The 24,861-nt window shown below is 61.1% G+C and carries 20 protein-coding genes and 1 pseudogene; 2 read left to right on the top strand and 19 right to left on the bottom strand.

Annotation, left to right across the window (positions count from 1 at the left end):
- Window positions 1-79: pseudogene (locus tag MKS85_RS29075) on the bottom strand (helix-turn-helix domain-containing protein); the annotation flags it as partial.
- Window positions 80-613: 534 nt separating this feature from the next.
- On the opposite strand from MKS85_RS29075, the gene MKS85_RS24725 reads away from it, so the two are divergent.
- The gene (locus tag MKS85_RS24725; protein WP_139048866.1) at window positions 614-955 is read left to right on the top strand and encodes a DUF6124 family protein; all 342 of its coding nucleotides are present in this window, start codon (window positions 614-616) and stop codon (window positions 953-955) included.
- 83 nt (window positions 956-1,038) lie between these two features.
- Here the strand turns inward: MKS85_RS24725 and mdoH are convergent, their stop codons facing one another.
- The 17 genes from mdoH to hutC all read right to left on the bottom strand — a co-directional run bounded on the left by mdoH (window position 1,039) and on the right by hutC (window position 22,661).
- Window positions 1,039-3,609, bottom strand: coding sequence for a glucans biosynthesis glucosyltransferase MdoH (gene mdoH / locus MKS85_RS24720; RefSeq protein WP_188251794.1), 2,571 nt, complete (start codon window positions 3,607-3,609; stop codon window positions 1,039-1,041).
- A complete protein-coding gene (locus MKS85_RS24715; RefSeq protein WP_218277732.1) occupies window positions 3,602-5,341 on the bottom strand; it encodes a glucan biosynthesis protein G in 1,740 nt (579 codons plus the stop codon). Before MKS85_RS24715 ends, mdoH begins: the two co-directional genes overlap by 8 nt.
- A gap of 350 nt (window positions 5,342-5,691) precedes the next feature.
- Window positions 5,692-6,129 (bottom strand): D-aminoacyl-tRNA deacylase, encoded by a 438-nt coding sequence (gene dtd, locus MKS85_RS24710; RefSeq protein ID WP_188251793.1) that lies wholly within the window; start codon window positions 6,127-6,129, stop codon window positions 5,692-5,694.
- Window positions 6,126-7,097, bottom strand: coding sequence for a prolyl aminopeptidase (pip, locus tag MKS85_RS24705; protein ID WP_092401505.1), 972 nt, complete (start codon window positions 7,095-7,097; stop codon window positions 6,126-6,128). The genes dtd and pip overlap by 4 nt, the downstream gene beginning before the upstream one ends.
- A 105-nt stretch (window positions 7,098-7,202) precedes the next feature.
- Entirely contained in the window at window positions 7,203-8,117 is a 915-nt protein-coding gene (locus tag MKS85_RS24700) for an alpha/beta hydrolase (protein WP_188251792.1), read from the bottom strand.
- Between the two features lie 104 nt (window positions 8,118-8,221).
- Entirely contained in the window at window positions 8,222-9,169 is a 948-nt protein-coding gene (locus MKS85_RS24695; RefSeq protein WP_188251791.1) for a choline ABC transporter substrate-binding protein, read from the bottom strand.
- 208 nt (window positions 9,170-9,377) lie between these two features.
- On the bottom strand, window positions 9,378-10,181 hold the full coding sequence (gene hutG / locus MKS85_RS24690; RefSeq protein WP_188251790.1) for an N-formylglutamate deformylase: 804 nt from the start codon (window positions 10,179-10,181) through the stop codon (window positions 9,378-9,380).
- Window positions 10,182-10,192: 11 nt separating this feature from the next.
- Entirely contained in the window at window positions 10,193-11,395 is a 1,203-nt protein-coding gene (gene hutI, locus MKS85_RS24685) for an imidazolonepropionase (protein ID WP_188251789.1), read from the bottom strand.
- A 126-nt stretch (window positions 11,396-11,521) separates the two neighbouring features.
- Window positions 11,522-13,054, bottom strand: a complete 1,533-nt coding sequence (gene hutH, locus MKS85_RS24680; protein ID WP_047226936.1) for a histidine ammonia-lyase — start codon at window positions 13,052-13,054, stop codon at window positions 11,522-11,524.
- A gap of 115 nt (window positions 13,055-13,169) precedes the next feature.
- The gene (gene hutH / locus MKS85_RS24675) at window positions 13,170-14,693 is read right to left on the bottom strand and encodes a histidine ammonia-lyase (RefSeq protein WP_188251788.1); all 1,524 of its coding nucleotides are present in this window, start codon (window positions 14,691-14,693) and stop codon (window positions 13,170-13,172) included.
- A gap of 170 nt (window positions 14,694-14,863) precedes the next feature.
- Window positions 14,864-15,694 (bottom strand): glycine betaine/L-proline ABC transporter ATP-binding protein, encoded by an 831-nt coding sequence (locus tag MKS85_RS24670; protein WP_052915294.1) that lies wholly within the window; start codon window positions 15,692-15,694, stop codon window positions 14,864-14,866.
- Entirely contained in the window at window positions 15,691-16,542 is an 852-nt protein-coding gene (locus MKS85_RS24665; protein ID WP_047226934.1) for a proline/glycine betaine ABC transporter permease, read from the bottom strand. The genes MKS85_RS24670 and MKS85_RS24665 overlap by 4 nt, the downstream gene beginning before the upstream one ends.
- 70 nt (window positions 16,543-16,612) lie before the next feature.
- Window positions 16,613-17,581: an ABC transporter substrate-binding protein gene (locus MKS85_RS24660; protein ID WP_047226933.1), complete on the bottom strand. Its 969-nt coding sequence runs from the start codon at window positions 17,579-17,581 to the stop codon at window positions 16,613-16,615.
- A gap of 69 nt (window positions 17,582-17,650) precedes the next feature.
- The gene (locus MKS85_RS24655) at window positions 17,651-19,117 is read right to left on the bottom strand and encodes a cytosine permease (protein ID WP_188251787.1); all 1,467 of its coding nucleotides are present in this window, start codon (window positions 19,115-19,117) and stop codon (window positions 17,651-17,653) included.
- Window positions 19,118-19,262: 145 nt separating this feature from the next.
- On the bottom strand, window positions 19,263-20,951 hold the full coding sequence (gene hutU, locus MKS85_RS24650) for a urocanate hydratase (RefSeq protein ID WP_047226931.1): 1,689 nt from the start codon (window positions 20,949-20,951) through the stop codon (window positions 19,263-19,265).
- A 430-nt stretch (window positions 20,952-21,381) separates the two neighbouring features.
- Window positions 21,382-21,951: a HutD family protein gene (locus MKS85_RS24645; RefSeq protein WP_139048869.1), complete on the bottom strand. Its 570-nt coding sequence runs from the start codon at window positions 21,949-21,951 to the stop codon at window positions 21,382-21,384.
- The gene (gene hutC / locus MKS85_RS24640) at window positions 21,951-22,661 is read right to left on the bottom strand and encodes a histidine utilization repressor (RefSeq protein WP_171061303.1); all 711 of its coding nucleotides are present in this window, start codon (window positions 22,659-22,661) and stop codon (window positions 21,951-21,953) included. The genes MKS85_RS24645 and hutC overlap by 1 nt, the downstream gene beginning before the upstream one ends.
- A 144-nt stretch (window positions 22,662-22,805) precedes the next feature.
- Between hutC and MKS85_RS24635 the strand changes: the two genes are divergently transcribed.
- A complete protein-coding gene (locus MKS85_RS24635; protein WP_076383358.1) occupies window positions 22,806-24,170 on the top strand; it encodes a formimidoylglutamate deiminase in 1,365 nt (454 codons plus the stop codon).
- 114 nt (window positions 24,171-24,284) lie between these two features.
- Here MKS85_RS24635 and MKS85_RS24630 read toward each other — a convergent pair whose 3' ends face one another.
- Window positions 24,285-24,854, bottom strand: a complete 570-nt coding sequence (locus tag MKS85_RS24630; RefSeq protein ID WP_047226927.1) for a lipocalin family protein — start codon at window positions 24,852-24,854, stop codon at window positions 24,285-24,287.
- Between the last annotated feature and the right edge of the window lie 7 nt (window positions 24,855-24,861).

Genomic DNA, 24,861 nt, shown 5'->3' with positions numbered 1-24,861 from the left:
TAAAGCTGTGCTTTTCAGACAGATACTCAGCGATGAACATCACTTTGAGGCCCATAGGTTTCAGCTCTCTCCAGGGCATGGTCAGATCCTCGCGAAATCGACCCTGCCAGTTAAAAACTGTTACCTATGTGCGTGAACTGATTTGTAACCCATGTGGGTGAGTCATACCCATAAAGCGTTTTGCTTACTTTTGCGCTTCTCAAAAGTGAGCCGCTGTAAGAGCGGAACCGTCAGCAGCCGTTACCTAAATAACGGATATACATACAAAAATACCTGCGCCCCACAATCCGTCATCCCAAGGCTACGGAGCCTTGCACCATTGCCTACAACTACGCCGGAATCCGCCGGCTTGTGCGCCTGGGGCCTGGGCTCTAACGTTTGCAGGCGCTGTCAGTTCAGCGATCGTGTTTAGCAGCCCGGACAATCCTAGACGTACGCTCCCACATGCGTGAGCAGGTTTCAGTGCCTGTACATTTATGTCATGGCGGTTGTGCGTGGGAGACCTACGGGTCTGCCGGGTTCTAGGGTCCCGGTCTGCTAACCCGCGTACAGCTGCCACCCTTCTCGTTTAGCAGCGATAGCTGGCGGCTCCACTACCCTAGGAGCGTCAACCATGTACAAGGTCACACCCAACCCACCAGCACCAGAAACCGACCCCAGGAAAATCCAGGAAGCCACCGATCGCGCGCTCGACTTCTACCTGAACCCCAAACAGACCAGCCCCGAAGACGAACAGCCACCGGGCCAGCTCTTCAAGGTAGTGGATGGCATCGACACCGAAAGCCTGCTCGCCAACCTCAGCGAAACCCTGGCTTCAGCCGATGCAATGGTCAGCGACCTGGCATTCGACCTGAAAGGCTCACGGCGCCATATCGCCCTTGGCATTCAGCAACTGATCGAGTTGAGTGGCTTGTTGGCGAGTCGAGTGCTGGATAAGGTCAATACACAACCCTGACCGCACCACGGGCAGTACTCACATACTCAAACAGCCCCCAACAAAAAGCCCCGCTTCCTTTCAGAAGCGGGGCTTTTTGCGTATCAGGCCAGTTGAGGCTGTGCGCTCATGGGCTGAAGCGGCAGTAGCGGTGCGTGAGGATCGGCCTTGACCGATGCACGCCACGCCGCCAGCCATTCGGTATGCCCCTCGCTCCAGACCTGCTCATGCAGGCGGGACAGGGCCACCGGGTCGCTCAGCAGCGCCAGTCGCTCGCTGTTGTTCAGGCCCGCCGGACCAACCTTGAGGGCATGACGAACCCGTTCGATCCGCAGCCATTCGATCGGCTCGGCCTGGCCGTGACGCGAGGTGGCCAGCGCAAAGGCCAGGGCGTTCTGTTGCGGATCGACCACTGCGCGGATGAAACCGTCGTTCAGCGCATGCCAACGGTTTTCATGAGTGTACTGGTCAGTCGACAGCAGTTCCTGTGGCGGTGCGTATTCCTCGGGGATCAGGAACAAGCTTTCATCCCGGGACTTCAAGCCAAGGCCCACTCGGCTGGAGATCACCGACACCGGGATCGACAGCATCAGCGAACCGACGATCGGCACCAACCACCACAAAAAGCTCGGGTTCAGCCAGATCACCAGCAAGGCCCAGAAGAAGCCCAGCAGGGTTTGCGGGCCGTGGCGCTTGACGGCTTCGCTCCAGGGCGTGGAGTCGTCGTCACGTTTGGGCGAGTTCCAGGTAGCGGCCCAACCCAGGAAGGCGGCGAGCACGAAGCGGGTGTGGAAAATCATCCGCACCGGCGCCAGCAGCATGGAGAACAACATCTCCAGCAGCATCGACATCGTTACTTTGAACTTGCCACCAAACTCTTTCGCGCCCTTGGCCCAGATCAGGATGATGCTCAGCAGCTTGGGCAGGAACAGCAACACGATGGTGGTGGAGAACAGCGCGATGGCTTTTTCCGGATGCCACTGCGGCCACAACGGGTACAACTGGCGTGGCTCGAGGAAATATTGCGGTTCCATCAGCGTGTTCACCGCCAGCAGCGCGGTGGATAGCACCAGGAAGAAGAACCACAGCGGTGCCGACAGATAGGACATCACGCCGGTCAGGAATACCGCGCGATGCACCGGATGCATGCCCTTGACCAGAAACAGCCGGAAGTTCATCAGGTTACCGTGGCACCAGCGACGGTCACGCTTGAGTTCGTCCAGCAGGTTCGGCGGCAACTCTTCATAGCTGCCCGGCAAGTCATAGGCAATCCAGACGCCCCAGCCGGCACGGCGCATCAGCGCTGCTTCAACGAAGTCGTGGGACAGGATGGCCCCGGCGAACGCCCCTTTACCAGGCAACGGCGCCAGGGCGCAGTGCTCGATGAACGGCTTCATGCGGATGATCGCGTTGTGACCCCAGTAGTGGGATTCCCCCAACTGCCAGAAGTGCAGGCCGGCGGTGAACAGCGGACCGTACACCCGAGTGGCGAATTGCTGCATGCGCGCATACAGCGTGTCCATGCCCGAGGCGCGTGGCGCGGTCTGGATGATGCCTGCATCCGGCGTGGCTTCCATCAAGCGCACCAGGCTGGTCAGGCACTCGCCGCTCATCACGCTGTCGGCGTCGAGCACGACCATGTACTTGTAGTCACTGCCCCAGCGACGGCAAAAGTCGTCGAGGTTACCGCTCTTGCGCTTGACGCGACGACGACGGCGGCGATAGAAAATCTTGCCAAAGCCCCCGGCTTCACGGCAGACGTCCAGCCAGGCTTGCTGCTCGGCGACACAGATATCGGTTTCGTTACTGTCGCTGAGTACGAAGAAGTCGAAACGATCCAGGTCCCCGGTGGCCGCAACCGACTCGAACGTGGCGCGCAAACCGGCGAACACTCGCGGCACGTCCTCGTTGCAGATCGGCATCACCAGCGCGGTGCGGGCGTCCTTGGGAATTGGCTCGTTGCCGGCACTGGCACCGGAGATGCGGTACTTGTCGTGACCGGTGAGCAGCTCGAGAAACCCCATCAGCGCCGTCCAGAAACCGGCCGATACCCAGCAGAACAGGATCCCGAACAGAATCAGGATGCTGGTCTGCAAAGCATAGGGCAGCACCTGGGTAGCGGTCTGCAACAGCGGCTGGTGCAGGACTTCGTCCAGGTCCACCAACGACCAGCCCTGGTACGGCATGATGCCCTTCATGTACCAGCCGGCGACGATGGTCTGGCCGAGCATCAGGATCAGCAGGATATAGCGACGGATCGAACCCACGGTGCGCCAGCGTGCGTGTGGCAGCACGCGCTCGTCCTTGGGTGGCTTCGGCGGGTTGGTGCGACCTGTCAGGCGACGCCAGGCGCGCACCAGGATATTGGTGCGCCACGGCTCCGGTACCACCTTGGTCCGACGAATCGGCGGCGTGGCTTTGAGACAGACACGCCCGCTGGCGTCGAGCGCCAGCATTTCGGCGTCTTCGAGTTCTTCGGCGGTGCTCAGGGTCAGCCGACGACCCACCGAGGCTTGCGCCGCCTCGGTGGGTGCATCGAAGGTCGACGACGAAAGGCGCTCGTGCAACTCGCTGAAAGACTTGCAGCCCGCCAGCTCGGCACGCTGCGCATCGGTCATGGGCAAATGGGCCAGATACTCGCTGAGCGTCTCTGGCTGTACTGGAGTATTACTCATCGGCTGGCAACTGATAGCTCCAGGTCTCGGTCAGGACTTGTTCAGTCGGTTCCGGTTCCTGCGGGGTTGGGGTCGACTCAGCGGCAGTGGACGCGTTGTCGGCCTTGGCTTCTTTTTCCTGCTCTTTTTCTTGCGCGGTTTCCTTATCGCTCTGCTGCCTGGCGACCTTGTCAGCCTTGGCAAGGGTCGTGGTCACCGCATGGGACGCGGCCGGCGCTTCAACCGGAACCAGCGGACGGACCAGCGCGGCGCGCAATTCAGTGGACTGTTTCGGGTCTTTGATCTTCAGTCGCAGGGTCAGGCGCCAGCCCTTGGTTTCAGGGTTGTAACGCACATTATTCTCGACGATCTCGCCGTTTTCGCCGACGCTCACCTGACTACGCACTTCGGCGTCTTCCGGCAGGGCTTGCAGGGAAGGACCTTCGAAGTCCACCAGATAAGCCACGCTGCCGTCCGGCTGACGGATCAGGTTGGACTGCTTCACGTCACCGGTCGAACGCAGGGTCTGCTTGACCCAGGCGCTGTCCGGCGAATGCAGGTTGGCTTCGTCGAGGGTCCAGTGCAGGCGATAGGCGAAGTCCAGCGGCTGACCTGGCTCAGGCAGCTTTTCCGGGCTCCAGAACGCCACGATGTTGTCGTTGGTTTCGTCAGCGGTCGGAATTTCAACCAGATCGACGGAACCCTTGCCCCAATCGCCTTTCGGTTCGATCCAGGCACTTGGACGCTTGTCGTAGCGGTCATCGAGGTCTTCGTAGTGGCTGAAGTCACGACCGCGTTGCAGCAGGCCGAAACCACGCGGGTTTTCTACCGAGAAGTTACTCACGGCCAGGTGTTTCGGGTTGTTCAACGGGCGCCAGATCCACTCGCCGTTGCCGGCATGGATCGACAAGCCGCTGGAGTCGTGCAGCTCTCGACGGTAGTTCAGGATCTTGGACGGCTGGTTGGCGCCGAACAGGAACATGCTGGTCAACGGAGCAATGCCCAGCTTGGTGACGCGATCTCGCAGGAACACGCGCGACTTCACGTCGACGACGGTGTCGGTGCCCGGACGCAGGATCATGCGATAGGCACCGGTAGCCCGTGGCGAATCCAGCAGGGCGAAGATCACCAGGTGCTTATCGGTCGGCTTCGGACGCTGGATCCAGAACTCGCGAAAGCGCGGGAATTCCTCACCCGATGGCAGGGCGGTATCGATGGCCAGGCCACGGGCGGACAAGCCATAAACCTGACCCTTGCCGATGACGCGGAAGTAGCTCGCGCCCAGCATGGTCATGATTTCGTCTTGCTTGTCGGCCTTGTTGATCGGGTACAGCACGCGAAAACCCGCGTAGCCCAGTTTCTCCGTGGACTTGGGATCGAACTTGACGTCACCGAAATCGAAGCGCGTCGGGTCATACTTGATTTCATCGACGGTGGTCGCGGTGATCTCGTTGATCTTCACCGGCGTGTCGAAATGCATGCCCTGGTGATAGAAGGACAGCCTGAACGGCGTCTTCTGATCGGCCCACTCGGCTTTTTCGGTGCGGAAACGGATTTTTTGATAGTCAGCGAATTTCATTTCGCGGAATTCGTTCGGCAGATTGCTGCGCGGGGCTTCGAATTTTTGCCCGGCCAGTTCTTGAGCCTTCGCCGATACATCATCCAGGCTGAATGCCCACAGTTGGCCCGCGCCAAACAGGCACAGCAGGGCCGAGCCCGCTACCAGAGCGTTTCTAAACCGTTTGGCAGTCATTTTTGGTGCATTACAGGGACTAACAATCACGAGCAACCCTCGCCGAAAACAGATCAAAAAACCAACGGCCAGATAAAGTATCTGCACGGTATCGGCACTGAAAAACCGCACCTGCAGGCCACTCTTGCCAAGTTGGCGAGCATTGTTCCGACTCCGATGGGACAAAATGATTCCCCAAACGGCCCAGGACAAGTCTCTACCTAAGTCAAATGGACCAGCGAACGCTGGTCCCCCGTAGCGCGCGATTATCTAGTAGCCCGCGTGACAACGCATCAGGGGTAACAAAGTATTTATCGAGAAAACTCCCTGTTTTGCCTCGAAACAGGACCGAAAAGATGTTTCAAACACTTTCAGACCTGTAACAGGAAGGTTACCGGGCCGTCGTTAACCAGATGCACCTGCATGTCGGCGCCGAATCTACCTGATGCCACAGTGCCATGCACCTGTTTCGCTTGGGTGAGCAGATAGTCAAAGAGTTCCTCGCCCAAGGCCGGAGGTGCGGCCGTCGAAAAGCTCGGGCGTAATCCGCTTTTGGTGTCCGCCGCCAGGGTGAACTGCGACACCAACAGCAAGCCACCACCGACATCTGCCAAGGACAGGTTCATCTTGCCATCAGCGTCGCTGAACACCCTGTAGTTCAGCAGCTTGTGCAGCAGCTTGTCGGCGCTGGCCCGGGTGTCCTCGGGCTCGACCGCTACCAGGACCAGCAGGCCTTGGTCCACCGCGCCAACGACTTCCCCAGCGACCTCGACCCGGGCGCCGCGGACCCGTTGCAACAGCCCCTTCATGCTTCTTCGGGCGGCAGGTCGAGCAGGCGCCGGGCCATTTGGGCGGCGGCGCGCACCAGCGCGTCGGTAATACCCGGCTCAGAAGCGGCGTGACCGGCGTCGCGGATCACCTGCAGTTCGCTGTTGGGCCAGTTCTGGTGCAGTTCCCAGGCATTGTCCAGCGGGCAGATCACGTCGTAGCGGCCGTGCACGATGACGCCCGGCAGATGGGCGATCTTGCCCATGTCACGGATCAACTGGTTGGGTTCGAGAAAAGCGTTGTTGGTGAAGTAATGACACTCGATCCGGGCAATCGACAACGCCCGCTGCGGCTCGGAGAAGCGATCGACCACCAGCGGGTTCGGACGCAGGGTCGCCGTGCGGCCTTCCCAGGTCGACCAGGCCTTGGCCGCGTGCATCTGGGCGATCTGGTCATTGCCTGTCAGGCGTTTGTGAAAGGCGCCGAGCAGGTCGTCGCGCTCGTCCAGGGGGATCGGCGCGATGTAGTCCTGCCAGTAATCGGGGAACAGGCGACTGGCGCCGGCCTGGTAGAACCACTCGATTTCCTGCGGACGGCAGAGAAAGATCCCACGCAGAATCAGGCCATGTACCCGCTCGGGATGGGTCTGGGCGTAAGCCAAGGCCAGGGTCGAGCCCCAAGAGCCGCCAAACAGCACCCATTTTTCGATGCCCAGATGTTTGCGGATGCGCTCCAGGTCTTCGACCAGATCCCAAGTGGTGTTGTTTTCAAGGCTGGCATGAGGGGTGGAGCGGCCACAGCCGCGCTGGTCGAAGGTAACGATGCGGTACAGGTTCGGATCGAAGTAGCGACGGCTCTGGGCATCGCAACCGGCACCCGGGCCACCGTGAATGAACACCACAGGCAGGCCTTCCGGGGAACCGCTTTCATCGACATAGAGCGTGTGGGTGTCATCGACAGCCAGATCGTGCCGGGCATGAGGTTTGATCTGCGGGTACAAAGTCTGCATTGCGCGCTCCGTAAGGGGTCGAGTCATCCCTGGGGGGACTTCTATTTAATCTGCCGTCCGGCATCATAAACCCGAATTACCCGAATGAGCATGTCCCCTGCGCAGTCAAAGCGTGTCAGCCAGATACGCAAGCAGTGTGCGATACATCTGATCGACCTCCGGCACTTGGCCCCGGCCACGTAAACAGCCGTGAACCAATCCTCCCCCGACATACAGCACAGCATCCACACCTGCGCTGTTCAGCCGCTCGCTGTAAAGGACACCATCGTCGCGCAACGGGTCCCATTGCGCCACGACGACCAGCGCTGGCGGCAGGCCGCTCAGGTCATCGGCGAGCAACGGCATGGCGAGGGAAGACGGTTGAGCGTCGCTCAGATAGAGGGCGTGATAACTGTCCAGATCGCTGCTGCTCAACAGTGGCGCATCGGCACATTCGCGCCGCGAGGGCAGATGGGCCGGGCCACCGAGGGCGGGATAAATCAGCACCTGACCCCGTGGCAGCGCTTGCCCGGCATCGCGCAAGGCCAGGCATAACGCGGCGGCGAGATTGCCTCCGGCGCTGTCACCGGCCACCAGCCGACGGCGAGGGTCGATGGTAAAGGGGGTGGCCGCCAGGTGATGCCACACGGCGAGGCAGTCTTCAAAGCCGGCGGGGAACGGATGCTCCGGCGCCAGTCGATAATCCACCGCCAGCACCAGCACGCCGAGGGTCGCGGCCAGTTCCATGCAGATGAAGTCGTGGGAGTCCAGGTCACCCACCACCCAGCCGCCACCGTGCAGATAAAGGATGCATGGCCAGCCTTCGGACGGCGGCTCGCTCCGAGGACAGTAAGCCCGCACGGCTACCCCGGCCAGCTCGAAATCCTCGACTGCCAGCGCGTCCGGGCATGGCGGGGTGAACGCCCGGCACATCTGGCTGTAGGCCTGACGCAGACCGGGGAGGCTGTTGTCCGGGGCATCGAAACTCAGGGTTTGGTCGATGAAGGCGGACATTGCCTGGGAGAGTGGATAAGTAGCCATGGAACGACGCCAACATAGAGGATCGGGATGGGCGCTGATTATGTGGCGAGGGGATCTAAGCCTTGCTCCTACAGATAAATCCCCTCGCCACGATCATCTAATCGTCAATTCTTGAGACTGGCCTGCACCGCCGCCACGCCATCCTTGCCGTCAAAACTGGTCACCCCGGCGAGCCAGCGCTGCAGATCCTCGGGGTGCTCACGCAGCCATTGCCGGGCGACGTCCTGGGGTGTCTTGCGCGCCATGATCGGCACCATCAACTGACTTTCCTGGGCGGCGGTGAAGGTGAGGTTTTCCAGCAAGCGGTTCACGTTCGGACAACGCTGGGCGTAGTCCGGCGCGGTGACGGTGGAGACCGTCGCGGCGCCTTCGTTCGGGCCGTAGACGTCTTCGCTGCCGGTCAGATAGGTGATGTTCATATTGATGTTCATCGGGTGCGGGGTCCAGCCGACGAACACCACGAACTCCTTGCGATTCACCGCCCGCTGCACCGCCGCCAGCATCCCGGCCTCACCGGACTCGATCAGCTTGAAGTCCTTGAGACCAAAGTGATTGGTTTCAATCATGGTCTTGATGGTGGTGTTGGCACCGCTGCCCGGCTCGATGCCGTAGATTTTTCCGCCGAGCTGCGCCTTGAACCGGGCGATGTCGGCGAAAGTCTTGATGCCCGCTGCGGCCACGTAATCCGGCACCGCCAGCGTAGCTTGGGCATCGGCAAGGCTTGGCTGGTCCAGGACTCTCACCTGGTTGGCCGCCAGGAACGGAGCGATGTTGTTGTCCATCGCCGGTTTCCAGTAGCCCAGGAAGATATCGAGGCGCTTGTCACGGATGCCGGCGAAGATGATCTGCTGCACGGCGCTGGTCTGTTTGCTTTCATAACCCAGCCCCGTGAGCAACACATCAGCCATGCCACTGGTGGCGATCACGTCGGTCCAGTTGACCACGCCCATGCGCACGGTCTGGCAGGACGCCGGCTCGGCGGCCATTGCCCCGCTGCTCAAGATGGCGGTACCGCAGAGGATCGACAGACAGCGTTTGAACAGTCTTTTCATCGGGAAGGTCTCGTGCGGCAGCGATTATTGTAGGTCGGTGTCTTGCTGCACCGTGACCGGAACATTACGCAGCGTCGAGGGGCTGAAGATGAACTGTGGCGACCCGGTTTTGCACGGTGGCGACCGTTCCCCCTGCGAGGCTCAAGGCCACATCTATCTGAGGGAGCAAGCCTTGCTCCCACACCCCCCTAGCCCCAGGAAACAGGCATTATTTCTTGTAGGCCTGCTGCCCCCACGCCAGCAAGCCTTCCAGCAATTCCCTGAGCACCACCTGGGTCGGTTCCGCCAGATCCGCACGGTAGTTGAACGGCTCGAACTCTTCCATGTAAGTGCTCTGGCACAGTTCCAGTTGCACCGCGTGGATGTCCTCGGCCGGGTTGCCGTAGTGCCGGGTGATATGTCCGCCCTTGAAACGTCCGTTGAGCACGTGGGTAAATTCGCCGTGGCGGGCGCAGATGGCTTCGAGCTGGTGGGCCAGCGCCGGGGCGCAACTGGCGCCGTTGAAGGTGCCGAGGTTGAAGTCCGGCAACTTGCCGTCGAACAGGTGTGGGATCACCGAACGGATCGAGTGGGCGTCGAACAGCAAGGCATAGCCGAATTCGGCCTTGAGCCGCGCCAGTTCCTGCCGCAGGGTCTGGTGGTAAGGCACCCAGATCTGTTGCAGATAAGTCGCCCGCTCCGCGCCGGACGGCTCCAGCCCCTGGCGAAACAACGGTACGCCATCGAACAGGATCGAAGGATACAAACCGGTGGTGGCACCGACGTACATCGGCTTGTCATCGTCGGGGCGGTTCAGATCGATCACGAACCGCGAATATTCAGCGGCCAGGGTGCTGGCGCCCAGTTCGGCGGCGAACTCGTAAAGCTTGGGAATATGCCAGTCGGTGTCCGGCAAGCTCTGGGCCTCAGGGATCAAACCAGCCTTCACCGCCGGGGTCAGGCGCAGGCCGGCGTGGGGCATGCTGATCAACAGCGGCACGCGCCCTTGCTTGAAATTCAGGACCTTCTCCACAACCGTTCTCCTTAATCGATTTCCACGCCGTGACGCACGACGCGTTTTTCCAGATCGCCACCCAGCCAGTACGACAGGTCGGCCGGGCGGTCGATGTGCCAGGCGACAAAGTCCGCGACTTTGCCGACTTCCAGCGAACCGTGAGTGGCAGCCATGCCCAAGGCCTGGGCCGCATGAATCGTTGCCCCCGCCAGGGCCTCCTCAGGGGTCATGCGAAAGCAGGTGCAGGCCATGTTCAACATCAAGCGCAACGACAGCGCCGGCGATGTGCCGGGGTTGAGGTCGCTGGCCACGGCGATCTTCACGCCGTGCTTGCGCAGGGCATCCATGGGCGGCAGCTGGGTTTCGCGCAGGAAATAAAATGCCCCGGGCAACAACACCGCCACCGTGCCGGATTCGGCCATGGCCCTGGCGTCGTCCTCGGTCATGAATTCCAGATGATCGGCCGACAGCGCCTGATAACGGGCCGCCAGGCTTGAACCGTGCAGCGACGACAATTGTTCAGCGTGCAGCTTCACCGGCAGGCCCAGTTGTTGGGCGGTGATAAACACCCGTTCGACCTGCGCCGGGGAAAACGCCAGGTACTCGCAAAATGCATCCACCGCATCCACCAACCCTTCGGCGGCGAGGGCTGGGAGCATTTCGGTGCAAATGTGCTCGATGTAGTCATCGGCGCGATCAGCGTATTCCGGTGGCAAGGCGTGGGCCGCCAGGCACGTGCTGCGCACGCTGACCGGCAGCTGTTCACCCAGGCGACGGATGACTCGCAGGATCTTGCGTTCGCTGGCCAGGTCCAGGCCGTAGCCGGATTTGATTTCCACCGTGGTCACGCCATCGCGCATCAGGCTTTTCAGGCGTTTGGCGGCGCTGTTGAACAGTTCATCTTCGCTGGCGGCCCGGGTAGCGCGCACGGTGCTGGCGATGCCCCCGCCGGCCGCTGCGATCTCGGCGTAGCTGACGCCCTGCAGGCGCTGTTCGAATTCACCGCTGCGGTTGCCGCCGAACACCGTGTGGGTGTGACAGTCGATCAGCCCAGGAGTGACCCAGGCGCCCTTGAGGTCGTTGACGGCCGGATAGTCACCGGCCGGCAGCTCGGCGCGCGGGCCGATCCATTGAATGTGCTCGCCCTGGGTGACAATGGCGGCGTCTTCGATGATCGAGTAGACGCCCTGGGCCATGGTGGCGGCGTGACAGTCTTGCCAGAGGGTTTTCATCCCGGTTTCCTCGTCGCGTTCAAAATCGAATCGCGAGCAAGCTCGCTCCCACAAGGGCCAGGGTGTATCCCAAATGAATGTTCAACCCCTACCCCTGTGGGAGCGAGCTTGCTCGCGATGAGGTCCTTACAGGCTCGGCAACAACTGCGCCGTGACCAGTTCATTCAGGCAACGACTGGCCAACAACTCGCTCGCCGCATTGATGTCCGGCGCGAAGAACCGGTCTTTTTCATAGAACGGCACTTCTGCGCGCAAGAGGGCGCGGGCCTGCTCCAGCTTGGCAGAGGTTTTCAAACCGCCGCGCAGATCCAGCCCCTGGCACGCCGCCAGCCATTCCACCGCCAGAATCCCCCGGGTGTTCTCGGCCATTTCCCACAGCCGCTTACCGGCGGCGGGGGCCATGGACACATGGTCTTCCTGGTTGGCCGAAGTCGGCAGGCTGTCCACCGAATGGGGATGGGACAACGCCTTGTTTTCGCTGGCCAGGGCAGCAGCGGTGACCTGGGCGATCATAAAGCCGGAGTTCACCCCGCCATTGGCCACCAGAAACGGCGGCAGTTGCGACATGTGCTTGTCCATCATCAGCGAAATACGCCGCTCACTCAGCGAACCGATTTCGGCGATTGCCAGGGCCATGTTGTCAGCGGCCATTGCCACCGGCTCGGCGTGGAAGTTGCCACCGGAAATCACGTCGCCCTCGGCGGCGAACACCAGCGGGTTATCCGATACGGCGTTGGCTTCGATCACCAGCACCTCAGCGGCCTGGCGGAACTGGGTCAGACAGGCGCCCATCACTTGTGGCTGGCAGCGCAGGGAATACGGGTCCTGGACCTTGTCGCAATTCTGGTGGGAAGCGGAGACTTCGCTGCGCTCGCCCAGCAGATCGCGATAAGCGGCGGCGGCATCGATCTGGCCTTTCTGGCCGCGCGCGGCGTGAATACGCGCATCGAATGGCGAACGCGAACCGAGCACCGCTTCTACCGTCAAGCTGCCCAGAGCCAGGGCGCCGGCGAACAGGTCTTCGCCTTCGAACAGGCCACGCAGGGCAAACGCAGTGGACACCTGGGTGCCGTTGAGCAGCGCCAGTCCTTCTTTGGCAGCCAGGGTCAGCGGCGCAAGGCCGGCCACTTTCAGCGCTTCGACAGCCGGCAACCATTCACCTTTGTAACGGGCCTTGCCTTCGCCCAACAGCACCAGGGACATGTGGGCCAGCGGCGCCAGATCACCCGAAGCGCCGACCGAGCCTTTCAACGGAATGTGTGGATAGACCTCGGCATTGATCAGCGCAATCAGCGCATCGATCACCTGCCGACGGATGCCGGAAAAACCCCGGCTCAGACTATTGACCTTGAGCACCATGACCAACCGCACCAGCGCATCGCTGATCGGCTCGCCCACGCCAGCGGCATGGGACAGCACCAGAGAGCGTTGCAGGTTTTCCAGGTCTTCACTGGCGATGCGGGTCGAGGCCAGCAGACCAAAACCGGTGTTGATGCCGTAGGCCGTGCGATTCTCGGCGAGAATCTGCTCCACGCAGGCGACGCTGGCCTCGATCTGCGCCGACGCGCTGGCGTCGAGGCTCAGGGTCACGGGTTGCTGATAGATGTCACGCAATTGAGCCAGGCTCAATTGGCCGGGAATCAGGTTTAAGGCAGTCATGTATTGCTCCTTTTGAGAGTTTTGTTTTCACCCGCCAGTCGCTCCGGAATGTTCCGTTATCCGTCACCCTCGCCTTTTGGGCGGTGGATGCCTTGGCACGCTGGCGGTTTTTTGATCAATTCAAATTCGGTAAAGCGTTGTGCAACACGGCTGGATCTTTAAGCAGCGCGGCAGCGCTGGCGATGTCCGGCGCCAGCCAGCGGTCCTGGTCGTAGGCCGGCACATGCTCACGCAGCAGTTTCCAGGCAACGTCGGTGCCGGCACCGAAGCGTTGCGTCTTGAGAAACTCAAAAGCCTGGGCGGCCAGCAGGTATTCGATGGCGAGGATCTGCGTGCAGTTTTCCAGCGCCCGGTGCAGCTTCAGGGCAGCGTTGGTGCCCATGCTCAGGTGATCTTCCTGCAAGCCCGAGGTGACAAAGTTGTCGAGCACCGCCGGCTGGGCCAGTTGGCGATTTTCCGCACACAGCGACGCGGCGACGTATTGCACGATCATCATCCCCGAATTCACCCCAGGGTTGGCCACCAGAAAGGCCGGCAGGCCGCTGACGTGGGGGTTGATCAAACGGTCGAGACGACGTTCGGCGATGGAGCCGATTTCGGCCATGGCAATCGCCAGCAGATCCGCCGCCAAAGCCACCGACTGACCGTGGGGGTTGGCCTGGGACATGACCCGAAAGCTCTCCGGCGTGCCCAGCAACAGCGGGTTATCGGTGCTGGCGTTGAGTTCGGTTTCGATCTGTTGCCGGGCATGGGCCAGTTGGTCGCGAGCGGCACCGTGGACCTGAGGAATCGAGCGGATGCTCAACGCATCCTGGGTGCGAATGCCCAGGCTCGAAGCGATGACTTCGCTGCCGTCCAACAGTGCTCGCAAGTTGACGCCGACCTGTTGCATGCCAGGGTGCGGCTTGAGGGCGATGACCTGGGCATCGAACGCCGCGATCTGCCCGCGCTGGGCCTCGAAGCTCATGGCGCCGATCACGTCGGCCCATTGCAGCAGCCGCGTCGCATCGGCCAGGGCCAGACAACTAAGGCCGGTCATGCACGGCGTGCCGTTGACCAGGCACAAACCGTCCTTGGCCCCCAGTTGCACCGGTTGCAAGCCCTCTGCGGCCAGAGCCTGTTGCGCCGAGACGATTTGCCCGCGATAGCTGACATTACCAACCCCCAACAACGCGATGCTGATATGGGCCATGTGGGTCAGGTAGCCCACCGAACCCTGGGACGGCACTTGCGGGGTGATGCCGCGATTGAGCAGCGCCAGCAGGGCTTCGACCACCCGGCGATGAATGCCGGACTTGCCCTGGCTGTAGTTGAGAATGGCCGCGCAGACAATCGCCCGGGTCTGTTCATCGGCCAGCGGCGCGCCAACGCCACAGGCATGGCTGAGCAGGGTGTTGCGCGACAGTTGGCTGAGCTGTTCGTCCTTGAGCGAGACATTGCACAGGGCACCCAGGCCGGTGTTGACGCCATAAGCGCGCTCGCCGCTTTCGACGATGCGCTGGACGATGGCCTGGGCATTGTCGATCCGCGCCCAGGCCTGGGCCGACAGCTCAAGCTCGGCACCGAAACGGGCGACGGCGACCACATCCTGCCAACGCAACGGAGCGTCGGCGATTACGATTTTTTCAGCCTGGGACATCTTCAACCTCATGCTTACAACTTGAACATTGATGCAGCTTTGCCGGCCCTATCGCGAGCAAGCTCGCTCCCACAGGGATTTCCTTTGGACACAGAATTTGTGAACAGGAGAGATCCCATTGTGGGAGCGAGCTTGCTCGCGATGGGGCCAGCCCAGCCACCACACATTCCTCAAACCACCGCCGCACGCCGCTGCACAAACCGATCAACATACTCATCCGCCGGAGAGTGCAGGATCTCTCGGGGTGTGCCGACCTGGATCAGCTTGCCATCCTTGAGAATCGCGATGCGGTTGCCGATGCGCACGGCTTCGTCTAGGTCGTGGGTGATGAACACGATGGTCTTGTGCAGGGTCTTTTGCAGTTCCAGCAACTGGTCCTGCATTTCCGCGCGGATCAGCGGGTCGAGGGCGCTGAAGGCTTCGTCCATCAGGATGATGTCGGTGTCCGCCGCCAAGGCACGGGCCAGGCCCACGCGCTGGCGCATGCCGCCGGAGAGCTGGTGCGGGTATTTGTTCTCGTAGCCCTTCAGGCCCACGGTGTTGATCCAGTGCAGCGCCCGCTCAGTGCAGACCTGCTTGCTCTCGCCACGCACTTTCAAGCCATAGGCGACGTTGTCCAGCACGCTCTTGTGGGGCAACAGGCCGAAGCTCTGGAACACCATGCTGATCTTGTGCCGGCGAAATTCGCGCAGAGCTTCCATGTCCAGTTGCAGGATGTCTTCGCCGTCCACCAGGATCGCGCCACTAGTAGGATCGATCAGCCGGTTGAAGTGGCGCACTAAAGTGGACTTGCCGGAGCCGGAAAGCCCCATGATTACGAAGATCTCACCGGTGCCAATGCTCAACGACAAGTCGTTCACACCGACCACGCAACCGGTTTCGGCCAGCACCTGGTCCTTGGTCTTGTTCTGGCGGATCAGCTCCAAAGCCTCCTTGGAGCGATTGCCGAAAATCTTGAAGACGTTCTTGACTTCGATCTTGCTGATGGCTGCGTTGTTCATTTGCTCACCTCATGCCGAGGACGACCATAGGCCTGGGTAATGCGGTCGATGACCACGGCGAGAATCACGATCGCCAGCCCGGCTTCCAGGCCGCGTCCGACGTTGAGGGTCTGGATGCCCACCAGCACATCTTCGCCCAGGCCACGGGCGCCGATCATCGAAGCGATGACGACCATCGACAGGGCCATCATGGTGGTCTGGTTGATCCCGGCCATGATGCTTGGCAGGGCCAGGGGCAGTTGCACGCCGAACAGCTGTTGCCAACGGTTGGCGCCGAAGGCATTGATGGCTTCCATCACTTCGCCGTCCACCTGGCGAATGCCCAGGTCGGTCAGGCGAATCAATGGCGGCGCGGCGTAGATCACCGTGGCGAAAATCGCCGGGACCTTGCCCAGGCCAAACAGCATCAATACCGGAATCAGGTACACGAAGCTTGGCATGGTCTGCATGATGTCCAACAACGGCATCAACACCGAACGCAGGCGATTGCTGCGGGCCGAGAGGATGCCCAGCGGAATGCCGATCAACACCGAAATAAATGTCGCCACCAGCATCAGGGCGAGGGTCTGCATCAGTTTGTCCCACAGGCCCACCGCGCCCACCAGGAACAGCAGGCCGACAATCACCGCCGTGGTCGCGACCTTGCGGGTGGCGTGCCAGGCAATGCCGCCGACGATGGCCAGCATCAACCACCAGGGTGCCATGCGCAGCAGGCCTTCGAGGTTGACGATGGCCCACAGCAAGGTGTCGGAAATGTGCCGGAACACATCGCCGTAGTTGGTCACTAGGGAGTCGACCCAACTGTTGACCCAGTCGGCGATGGAGAAGGTAAAGCTTTCGGGAAACATAAGAGACTCTCGATCAAGTGGATGCAGTGAACGTCCCGGCCAGCCCTAGGGTTGGCCGGGTGTATTCGACCTACAGAGCCGCGTCGATTTTCTTGGCCGCGTCTTCACTGACCCAGGCGTGCCAGACTTCAGGATGTTCCTTCAGGAAGATCTTCGCCAGTTTCGGCGACTCGATCCGCTCCTTGGCCATGCGCCCGAGGTTCTGGTTGAGGATATCGATGGGCAGGTTGACCTTTTCCAGCACGGCCACCAGTTCCGGCGCTTCGTCGTGGAAGGTCTTGGACAGGCCGACCTTGATGGTCACGCTTTTGTCCACGCCCGGTTTTTCTTCCAGTTTCACCAGGTCTACCTGACCCATGAGCGGGGTTGGCGACCAGTAGTAGAACAGGATCGGCTCGCCGCGCTTGTAGCTCGACAGCACCGCCGCATCCAGGGCCGGACCGGTCCCCGGGCGGAAGTTGGTGTAGGTTTTTTCCAGGCCATAGCTTTTCAGCATTTCGCTGTTGTCCAGCTCGCAGGTCCAGCCGGCCGGGCAGTTGTAGAAGCGGCCCTTGGATGGCTCTTCCTGGTCCTTGAACACAGCGGCGTACTGGCCCAGGTCGGCGATGTTCTTCAGGCCCGGCGCCTTGGCTTCAAGCTTGCGCTTGGCGTCGCCCTCGATCACATAGCGCGGCACGTACCAGCCTTCGATGGCACCCACCACCGGGGCGCCGACGCCGACAACCTTGCCTGCCTTCTCGGCCTTGTTCCAGACTTCACTGCGACCGACCCATTCTTCGGCGAACACCTGAATGTCGTTGCTGCTCAAGGCGTTCTCCATGGTGATGGAGTTGCCTGGCAGACTGTCGGTCTTGCAGCCGTAGCCTTTTTCCAGCACCACTTGCATGACGTCGGTCAGCAACATGCCGCTTTCCCAGTTCAGACCGGCGAATTTCACCGGCTTGCCCGACTCGCACCAACCCGCCGCTTGCGTGGCGCCGGCACTGGCCAGCAGGCCCATGCAAAGCAATGTGGTCAGCAGGGTCTTGTTCGATTTCATTATGTGACGCTCCTAATCAGTGAATTGGCTTACGGCAGTCAAGAGGCATCCAGCCCTGTCAACATCCCATCAGGCCGCTTGGATGCGACCCGCCCTGCTCGGTTGTGCGTCAACCGCGTCCTGCTCGACCGGCAGGATCAATTGATCGGGTACAGCGCTGTGCCACTTCCTGGCGGCGAGGTAATACAGCACCGCCGGAACCACCAGGCCGATGATCCAGGAAATATCCACACCACCCATGGCTTCCACCAGCGGACCGGTATAGAACTTGGTGGCGATGAACGGCAGTTGAACCAGTACACCGAAGACATAGACGCTGATACCAAGGGCATTCCAACGACCGTAGCGACCGTTCGGGTCGGCCAGCGCCGGCACGTCATAGCGCTCGCGAGTGATGCAGTAGTAGTCCACCAGATTGATCGCGCTCCAAGGCGTAAAGAACGCCAGCAAGAACAGGATGAAAGACTTGAACGCACCGAGGAACGAGTGCTGACCGAGCAGCGCGATCAGGGTCGCCGCGCCGACGATGACCAGCACGAAGCCTAGACGCTGCAAGCGCGTGACGTTCAGGTGACCCCGAAAACCACTGATGATGGTCGCAATGCACATGAAGCTGCCGTAGGAGTTCAGCGTGGAGATAGTGACCTTGCCAAAAGCGATGCTGAAGTACAGCAGCGCAGCGGTGGCACCGGTACCACCCAGGCCAACGATGTAGGCCACTTCGTGACCCGCGAACTGCCCATTGGCCGAGGCGGCGGCAAACACGCCAAGGATCATCGCCACCTGCGCGCCGATGACTGAACCTGCGCCTGCGGCAAAAAAGGTTTTCACCGAGGAAGTCTTGCTCGGCAGGTAACGCGAATAGTCCGCCACGTAGGGGCCGAAGGCGATCTGCCAGGAAGCCGCGAGCGACACCGCAAGCAGGAAACTGCTCCAGCTGAAATGGCGGATTTGCAGGAGTGCGCCAACGTCCGTCTGGCTCATCAGGCGAGCGAACAGGTAAACAAAGGCGATCACACCAATGACGCTGGCGACACGGCCAATGAGGTGAATCACCCGATAACCGAGCACCGTGACCAGCACGATGGTACTGGCGAAAATGAGGATGCCGACACTGTCGCTGACACCAAACAACTGGCCCAGCGCCTGGCCGGAAAGCACGGTTCCGGTTGCGGTGAAACCCAGGTACATCAGGCACACCAGCACGATCGGGATGGCCGCGCCGTACACACCAAACTGCACCCGGCTGGAGATCATCTGCGGCAGGCCAAGCTTGGGCCCTTGCGCGGCATGCAACGCCATGACGCCACCGCCGAGCAGTTGGCCGATCAGCAAACCGATCAACGACCAGAACACATCACCACCCAGCACCACCGCCAATGCGCCGGTGACAATGGCAGTGATTTGCAGGTTGGCACCCATCCAGAGGGTGAACTGGCTCAACAATCGGCCGTGTCTCTCCGCTTCCGGTATGTAGTCGATCGAGCGCTTCTCGATCAACGGCTTGCTGCTTGCGCGTGTGCGGGTGACGGCCATGGTTCAACCTCTGTGGATTGTCCTAGTTCGAGCGTTGCTTTTTTGTGGGAGCGAGCCTGCTCGCGATGGCGGCCTATCAGCCAACACAAGTGTTGAATGTGCCGCCCTCATCGCGAGCAAGCTCGCTCCCACATGGGCTCCGGGGTTACTTGCCGGTGATCATCGGCAGGTTCAGCCCCTGTTCCTTGGCGCAATCAATGGCGATCTGATAGCCAGCATCAGCATGGCGCATCACCCCAGTACCCGGATCGTTGTGCAGCACGCGGGCAATTCGCTCGGCCGCTTCGTCGGTGCCGTCGCAGACAATGACCATGCCCGAATGCTGGGAGAAGCCCATGCCGACGCCGCCGCCATGGTGCAGCGACACCCAGGTCGCGCCGCTGGCGGTGTTGAGCAAAGCGTTGAGCAACGGCCAATCGGACACGGCATCGGAACCGTCCTGCATGGCTTCGGTTTCGCGGTTGGGGCTGGCCACGGAACCGGAGTCCAGGTGGTCGCGACCGATCACGATAGGGGCCGACAATTCGCCGCTGCGCACCATTTCGTTGAACGCCAGGCCCAGCTTGGCACGCTGGCCCAGGCCGACCCAGCAGATACGCGCCGGCAGACCCTGGAAGCTGATGCGCTCGCGGGCCATGTCCAGCCAGTTGTGCAGATGGGCGTCGTCGGGGATCAGTTCCTTGACCTTGGCGTCGGTCTTGTAAATGTCCTGCGGGTCGCCCGACAGCGCAGCCCAGCGGAACGGGCCGATGCCACGGCAGAACAGCGGACGGATATACGCCGGTACGAACCCTGGGAAATCGAAGGCATTTTCGACGCCCTCTTCCTGGGCCATCTGACGGATGTTGTTGCCGTAGTCGAAGGTCGGCACGCCCATTTTCTGGAAGGCCAGCATGGCTTTGACGTGGACAGCCATCGACTGCTTGGCCGCTTTGACCACGGCAGCAGGCTCAGTCTTGGCGCGGGCGCGGTACTCGTCCCAAGTCCAGCCGGCCGGCAGGTAACCGTTGAGCGGGTCGTGGGCGCTGGTCTGGTCGGTGACCATGTCCGGACGCACACCGCGACGGACCATTTCCGGCAGGATTTCGGCGGCGTTGCCACAGAGCGCGATGGAGATCGCCTTGCCTTCTGCGGTGTATTTCTCGATACGGGCCAGGGCGTCGTCCAGATCAGTGGCCTGTTCGTCGACATAACGAGTCTTGAGGCGGAAATCGATGCTCACCTGCTGGCATTCGATGTTCAGCGAGCAAGCACCGGCCAGGGTCGCGGCCAACGGCTGCGCACCGCCCATGCCGCCCAGGCCGGCCGTGAGGACCCAGCGCCCCTTGAGGTTGGCGTCGTAATGCTGGCGACCGGCCTCGACGAAGGTCTCGTAGGTGCCTTGGACAATGCCCTGGCTGCCGATGTAGATCCAGCTGCCGGCGGTCATCTGGCCGTACATGGCCAGGCCCTTGGCGTCCAGTTCGTTGAAGTGTTCCCAACTGGCCCAGTGCGGCACCAGGTTGGAGTTGGCGATCAACACGCGAGGAGCGTTGCTGTGGGTTTTGAACACGCCCACCGGCTTGCCGGATTGCACCAGCAGGGTTTCGTCGTCGTTGAGGTTGGTCAGGCTTTCGACGATCTTGTCGTAGCACTCCCAGTTACGCGCCGCACGGCCGATGCCACCGTAAACCACCAGTTCCTTGGGGTTCTCGGCCACTTCGGGGTCGAGGTTGTTCATCAACATGCGCAGCGGCGCTTCGGTCAGCCAGCTCTTGGCGGTCAGGGTGTTACCGCGTGGGGCACGGATTTCAACGTCACGGTATTTTTCGGGTTTGCGGGTAGCGTCGGTCACAGCAAGAACTCCTCAGCGATCAATCCAGACCAGCCCAGGCAATGGGCGCGATTTCCAGGCACGTTACGTTGAGCAATGGCGACTCATACGCATACGTCTTTACTTGTATGTACAAGCATATGCAATCAGGCGGCCAACTTGATGAATGCGCGCCCAAGGAAAACGACGAGCATGGTAGTGAGTCCCGTAATTAAAGGGCTCTAGCGGAAAATGAAATTTCTGAAGGGGATTTTTGGTACTGGAAGGAAGGGCCAATAAAGCGTGGCGTTGCGCCACGCTGGGGCATTCGGTAACAAGTTGGTGCGCATGGAAGGAACATCGAACAGGCTTATTGTGGCGAGGGAGCTTGCTCCCGCTGGGGTGCGAAGCGGCCCTGTTTTTTGGGTCTGCTGCGCAAGCTCCCTCGCCACAATGGCCTACACGCCTGAGGTCAGTGGGCCGTCAGCTCGATCACGCAGCATTGACCGCGGGTGGATATTTCCAGCAAGCCGGTGTTACCGCTCAGTTGCCAACAGTCATAAAGGCCCAGATCGGCAATGGACTCGCCTGTCCTGATGCCGAGTTCGGTGTCCGCACTGAACACCAGGACGGTCCCCGCCTCACTGAAAAACCGTTGTTCGCCGGCCATCCACTGTAACCGTGCGCGGTAACGCTTTGGCGCGTAGATCAGGTTGAAGTCGCGAATCGCTCCGCCCAGCAAGGTGCACGTCACATGACTTTCGCCACTGAATGCAAACGGGTCCAGTGGGTGCAAAGACCGCGTAGCCTGACCATCAATCGTGAGCGTCATGCCGTCACCCTGCAAGACGCTGATGATTCGCTCGTAGCCGGCAAAGGTCGAAAAACCGCCCGACTCAGCAATATCGGCAATCGACAGGCGCCAGCCGAAACCGTCCAGGCCGGTACCCGCATCACGGGTAATTTCTTCGGTGCTGCCGCCGCCGTTTTTCCATGGCATGCGTGGATAATCGGCGGCGCGCAGAACTTTCATCTGCTTGATCATTTATGAAAGCGTCCTTCCAGACGATGACGGGAACCGGGGTGAATCAGGCGCGCGGCGGTTACCGGCTGACGCCCCGACCAGGTGCGGCGGCGAATCAACAGGCATGGCTCGCCCCGTTCGATCTGCAGCAGCTTGCACTCGCTCGCCTCAGCGAGAATCGCTTCAACCACGTGCTCGCCTTCGGTCAGCGGCGCAACCTGATTGAGGTAGGCGTAGGGCGTTTGCAGAGTGAAGTCCTGCTTGAGGTAGTCCGGGGCCACCAGGGCATTGACGAAACGGTCCTCAATTTGCACGGGGATGTCGTTTTCGAAATGAACGATCAGCGAATGGAATACCTTCTGGCCTTCGCGCATGTCCAGGGCCAGGGCGCGCTCGGAACCGGCGGCCTCTTCCTCCAGCGTGATGACCTTGCACGTATGGCGATGGCCTCGGGAGGCGATCTCGTCGGCAATGTTATGCACTTCGAACAACGCCGACTGGCTCTTGGGCTCGGCCACGAAGGTGCCGACGCCCTGCATGCGCACCAACAGGCCGTCGGCGGTCATCTCACGCAGGGCACGGTTGATGGTCATGCGGCTGAAACCCAGTTGGCTGACCAGTTCGCTTTCCGATGGCACGCGGTAATGCGGCGGCCAGTTTCCACTGTCGATCTGCTGGGTGATCATCTGTTTGACGCGGGCGTACAAGGGCGCCGGACTGTCGCCCATGTTTGCGGCCAGCGGCGGTTTGGCAGGCGGAGTCGGCACGGCGGTTCCTTGTTCTGCAAAAGAAGGGTGCTAGCTTGCCGGAGTTTACCGGGCAGGCAAACGTCTGTATATGTATATACAAATTACGCACGATGAGGTTGAACCATGTCCGCCTTCTTTGCCGAACGCGCGCTGCTGCCTAGTGGATGGGCCCATGATGTACGTTTTGAAGTCGACGCCAGCGGCGTCTTGACTCATATCCAGGCCGACTCCCAGGCAGACGGCGCCGAACGGCTGGGCGGGCCACTGTTGCCTGGTATGCCGAACCTGCACTCCCACGCCTTCCAGCGGGCCATGGCCGGGCTGGCGGAAGTGGCGGGCAACCCCAACGACAGTTTCTGGACCTGGCGCGACCTGATGTACCGCCTCGTCGGAAAAATCAGCCCCGATCAGCTCGGCATCATCGCCCGACAGCTATACATCGAAATGCTCAAGGCCGGTTACACCTCGGTCGCCGAATTCCATTATGTACACCACGACACCGACGGCACGCCTTACGCCGACCCGGCGGAACTGGCCCTGCGCATCAGCCAGGCGGCCAGCGCCGCCGGCATCGGCCTGACCTTGCTGCCGGTGCTCTACAGCCATTCCGGTTTCGGTGGCCAGGCCCCCAATGACGGGCAACGTCGATTCATCAACAGCACCGAAAACTACTTGAAGCTTCAGTCACGCTTGCAGCCGATCCTGGCCGGGCAACCAGCCCAGGCGCTGGGTTTGTGTTTCCACTCGCTGCGTGCCGTGACCCCCGGGCAAATCCAGGAAGTGCTGGCCGCCAGCGACCGCCATTGCCCGGTGCACATCCACATTGCCGAGCAGCAAAAGGAAGTCGACGACTGCCTGAGCTGGAGTGGCGCCCGACCGCTGCAATGGCTGTACGAAAACACCGAGGTGGATCAGCGCTGGTGCCTGGTCCACGCCACCCACGCCAATGCTCACGAAGTCAGCCTCATGGCCAGGAGCCAGGCGATTGCCGGCCTGTGCCTGACCACCGAAGCCAACCTGGGTGATGGGATTTTCCCGGCGGTGGATTTCCTCGCCCAGGGCGGACGTCTTGGGATCGGTTCCGACAGCCATGTGTCGTTGAGCGTGGTGGAAGAGCTGCGTTGGCTGGAATACGGCCAGCGTCTGCGAGATCAACGGCGCAACCGCTTGTATCGGGCCGATCAACCGATGGTCGGGCGCACCTTGTTCGATGCCGCGCTGCAAGGGGGTGCCCAGGCGTTGGGACAACCGGTCGGCGCCCTCGAAGTGGGCAAGCGCGCGGACTGGCTGGTGCTCGATGGCAACGATCCGTACCTGGCCACCGCAAACGGCGATGGGATTCTCAATCGCTGGCTGTTTGCCGGCGCAGATCGTCAGGTGCGGGATGTGATGGTTGGCGGGCAATGGGTCGTGCGTGACGGGCATCATGCCGGGGAGGAGGACAGTGCGCGGGCGTTTACTCAAGTCTTGCGCGAACTGTTGGGTTGACCACAAAACTGTGGGAGCGAGCCTGCTCGCGATGGCGGTCTATCAGTCAACATCTGTGTTGAATGTGACGACCTCATCGCGAGCAGGCTCGCTCCCACATTTGATCGGTGACTATCAATCCGAAGTCTTGGCCATCTGCCGATCCGATGCACGCCAGATCAACCGAGTCGTGTCGTAACCCTGCTGGCGCGCCTTGCTCAGCAGTTCTTCGCGCACAACGCCATTGACCGTCGGGGTTCGGGACAGCAACCACATGTAGCGACGACTCGGGTCACCGACGATGGCGGTCTTGTAATCATCGCTGACATACAGGACCCAGTATTGCCCCTTCGCCACACCCGGCACGATCCGCGAAAACCAGTTATCAAACTCGACCCAGAGCTTGTCGGTCTTGCCCGGCACTTGAGGCGTTGCAGTGCCCCTGGCTTCTTCCCACTGCCAGTCCGAGGTCAGGCAGCGGTTGAACACATCCACATTGCCGTCAGGCTTGAGGGTGTAGTGGGCTTCCGATTGCGCGCAGTTGCGCTGGAAGTACATCGGTAGACGGGCCAACTCGTACCAGGTCCCTTGGTAACGCTTGAGGTCGACGCTGTTGACAGTCTTTGGCGCCAACGGGTCTTCGCCAGAAGTGGCACAGCCAGCCAATACCAGGCCGGCAAAAAGCACTAACAATAACCGCATCATTATTTTT

The sequence above is a fragment of the Pseudomonas sp. JL2 genome (genome assembly GCF_031570495.1).
In the GTDB taxonomy this organism is placed as follows: domain Bacteria; phylum Pseudomonadota; class Gammaproteobacteria; order Pseudomonadales; family Pseudomonadaceae; genus Aquipseudomonas; species Aquipseudomonas rhizophila.
The sequence above is the reverse complement of the archived record's forward strand: the minus strand, read 5'-3'. Positions and strand labels throughout refer to the sequence as shown.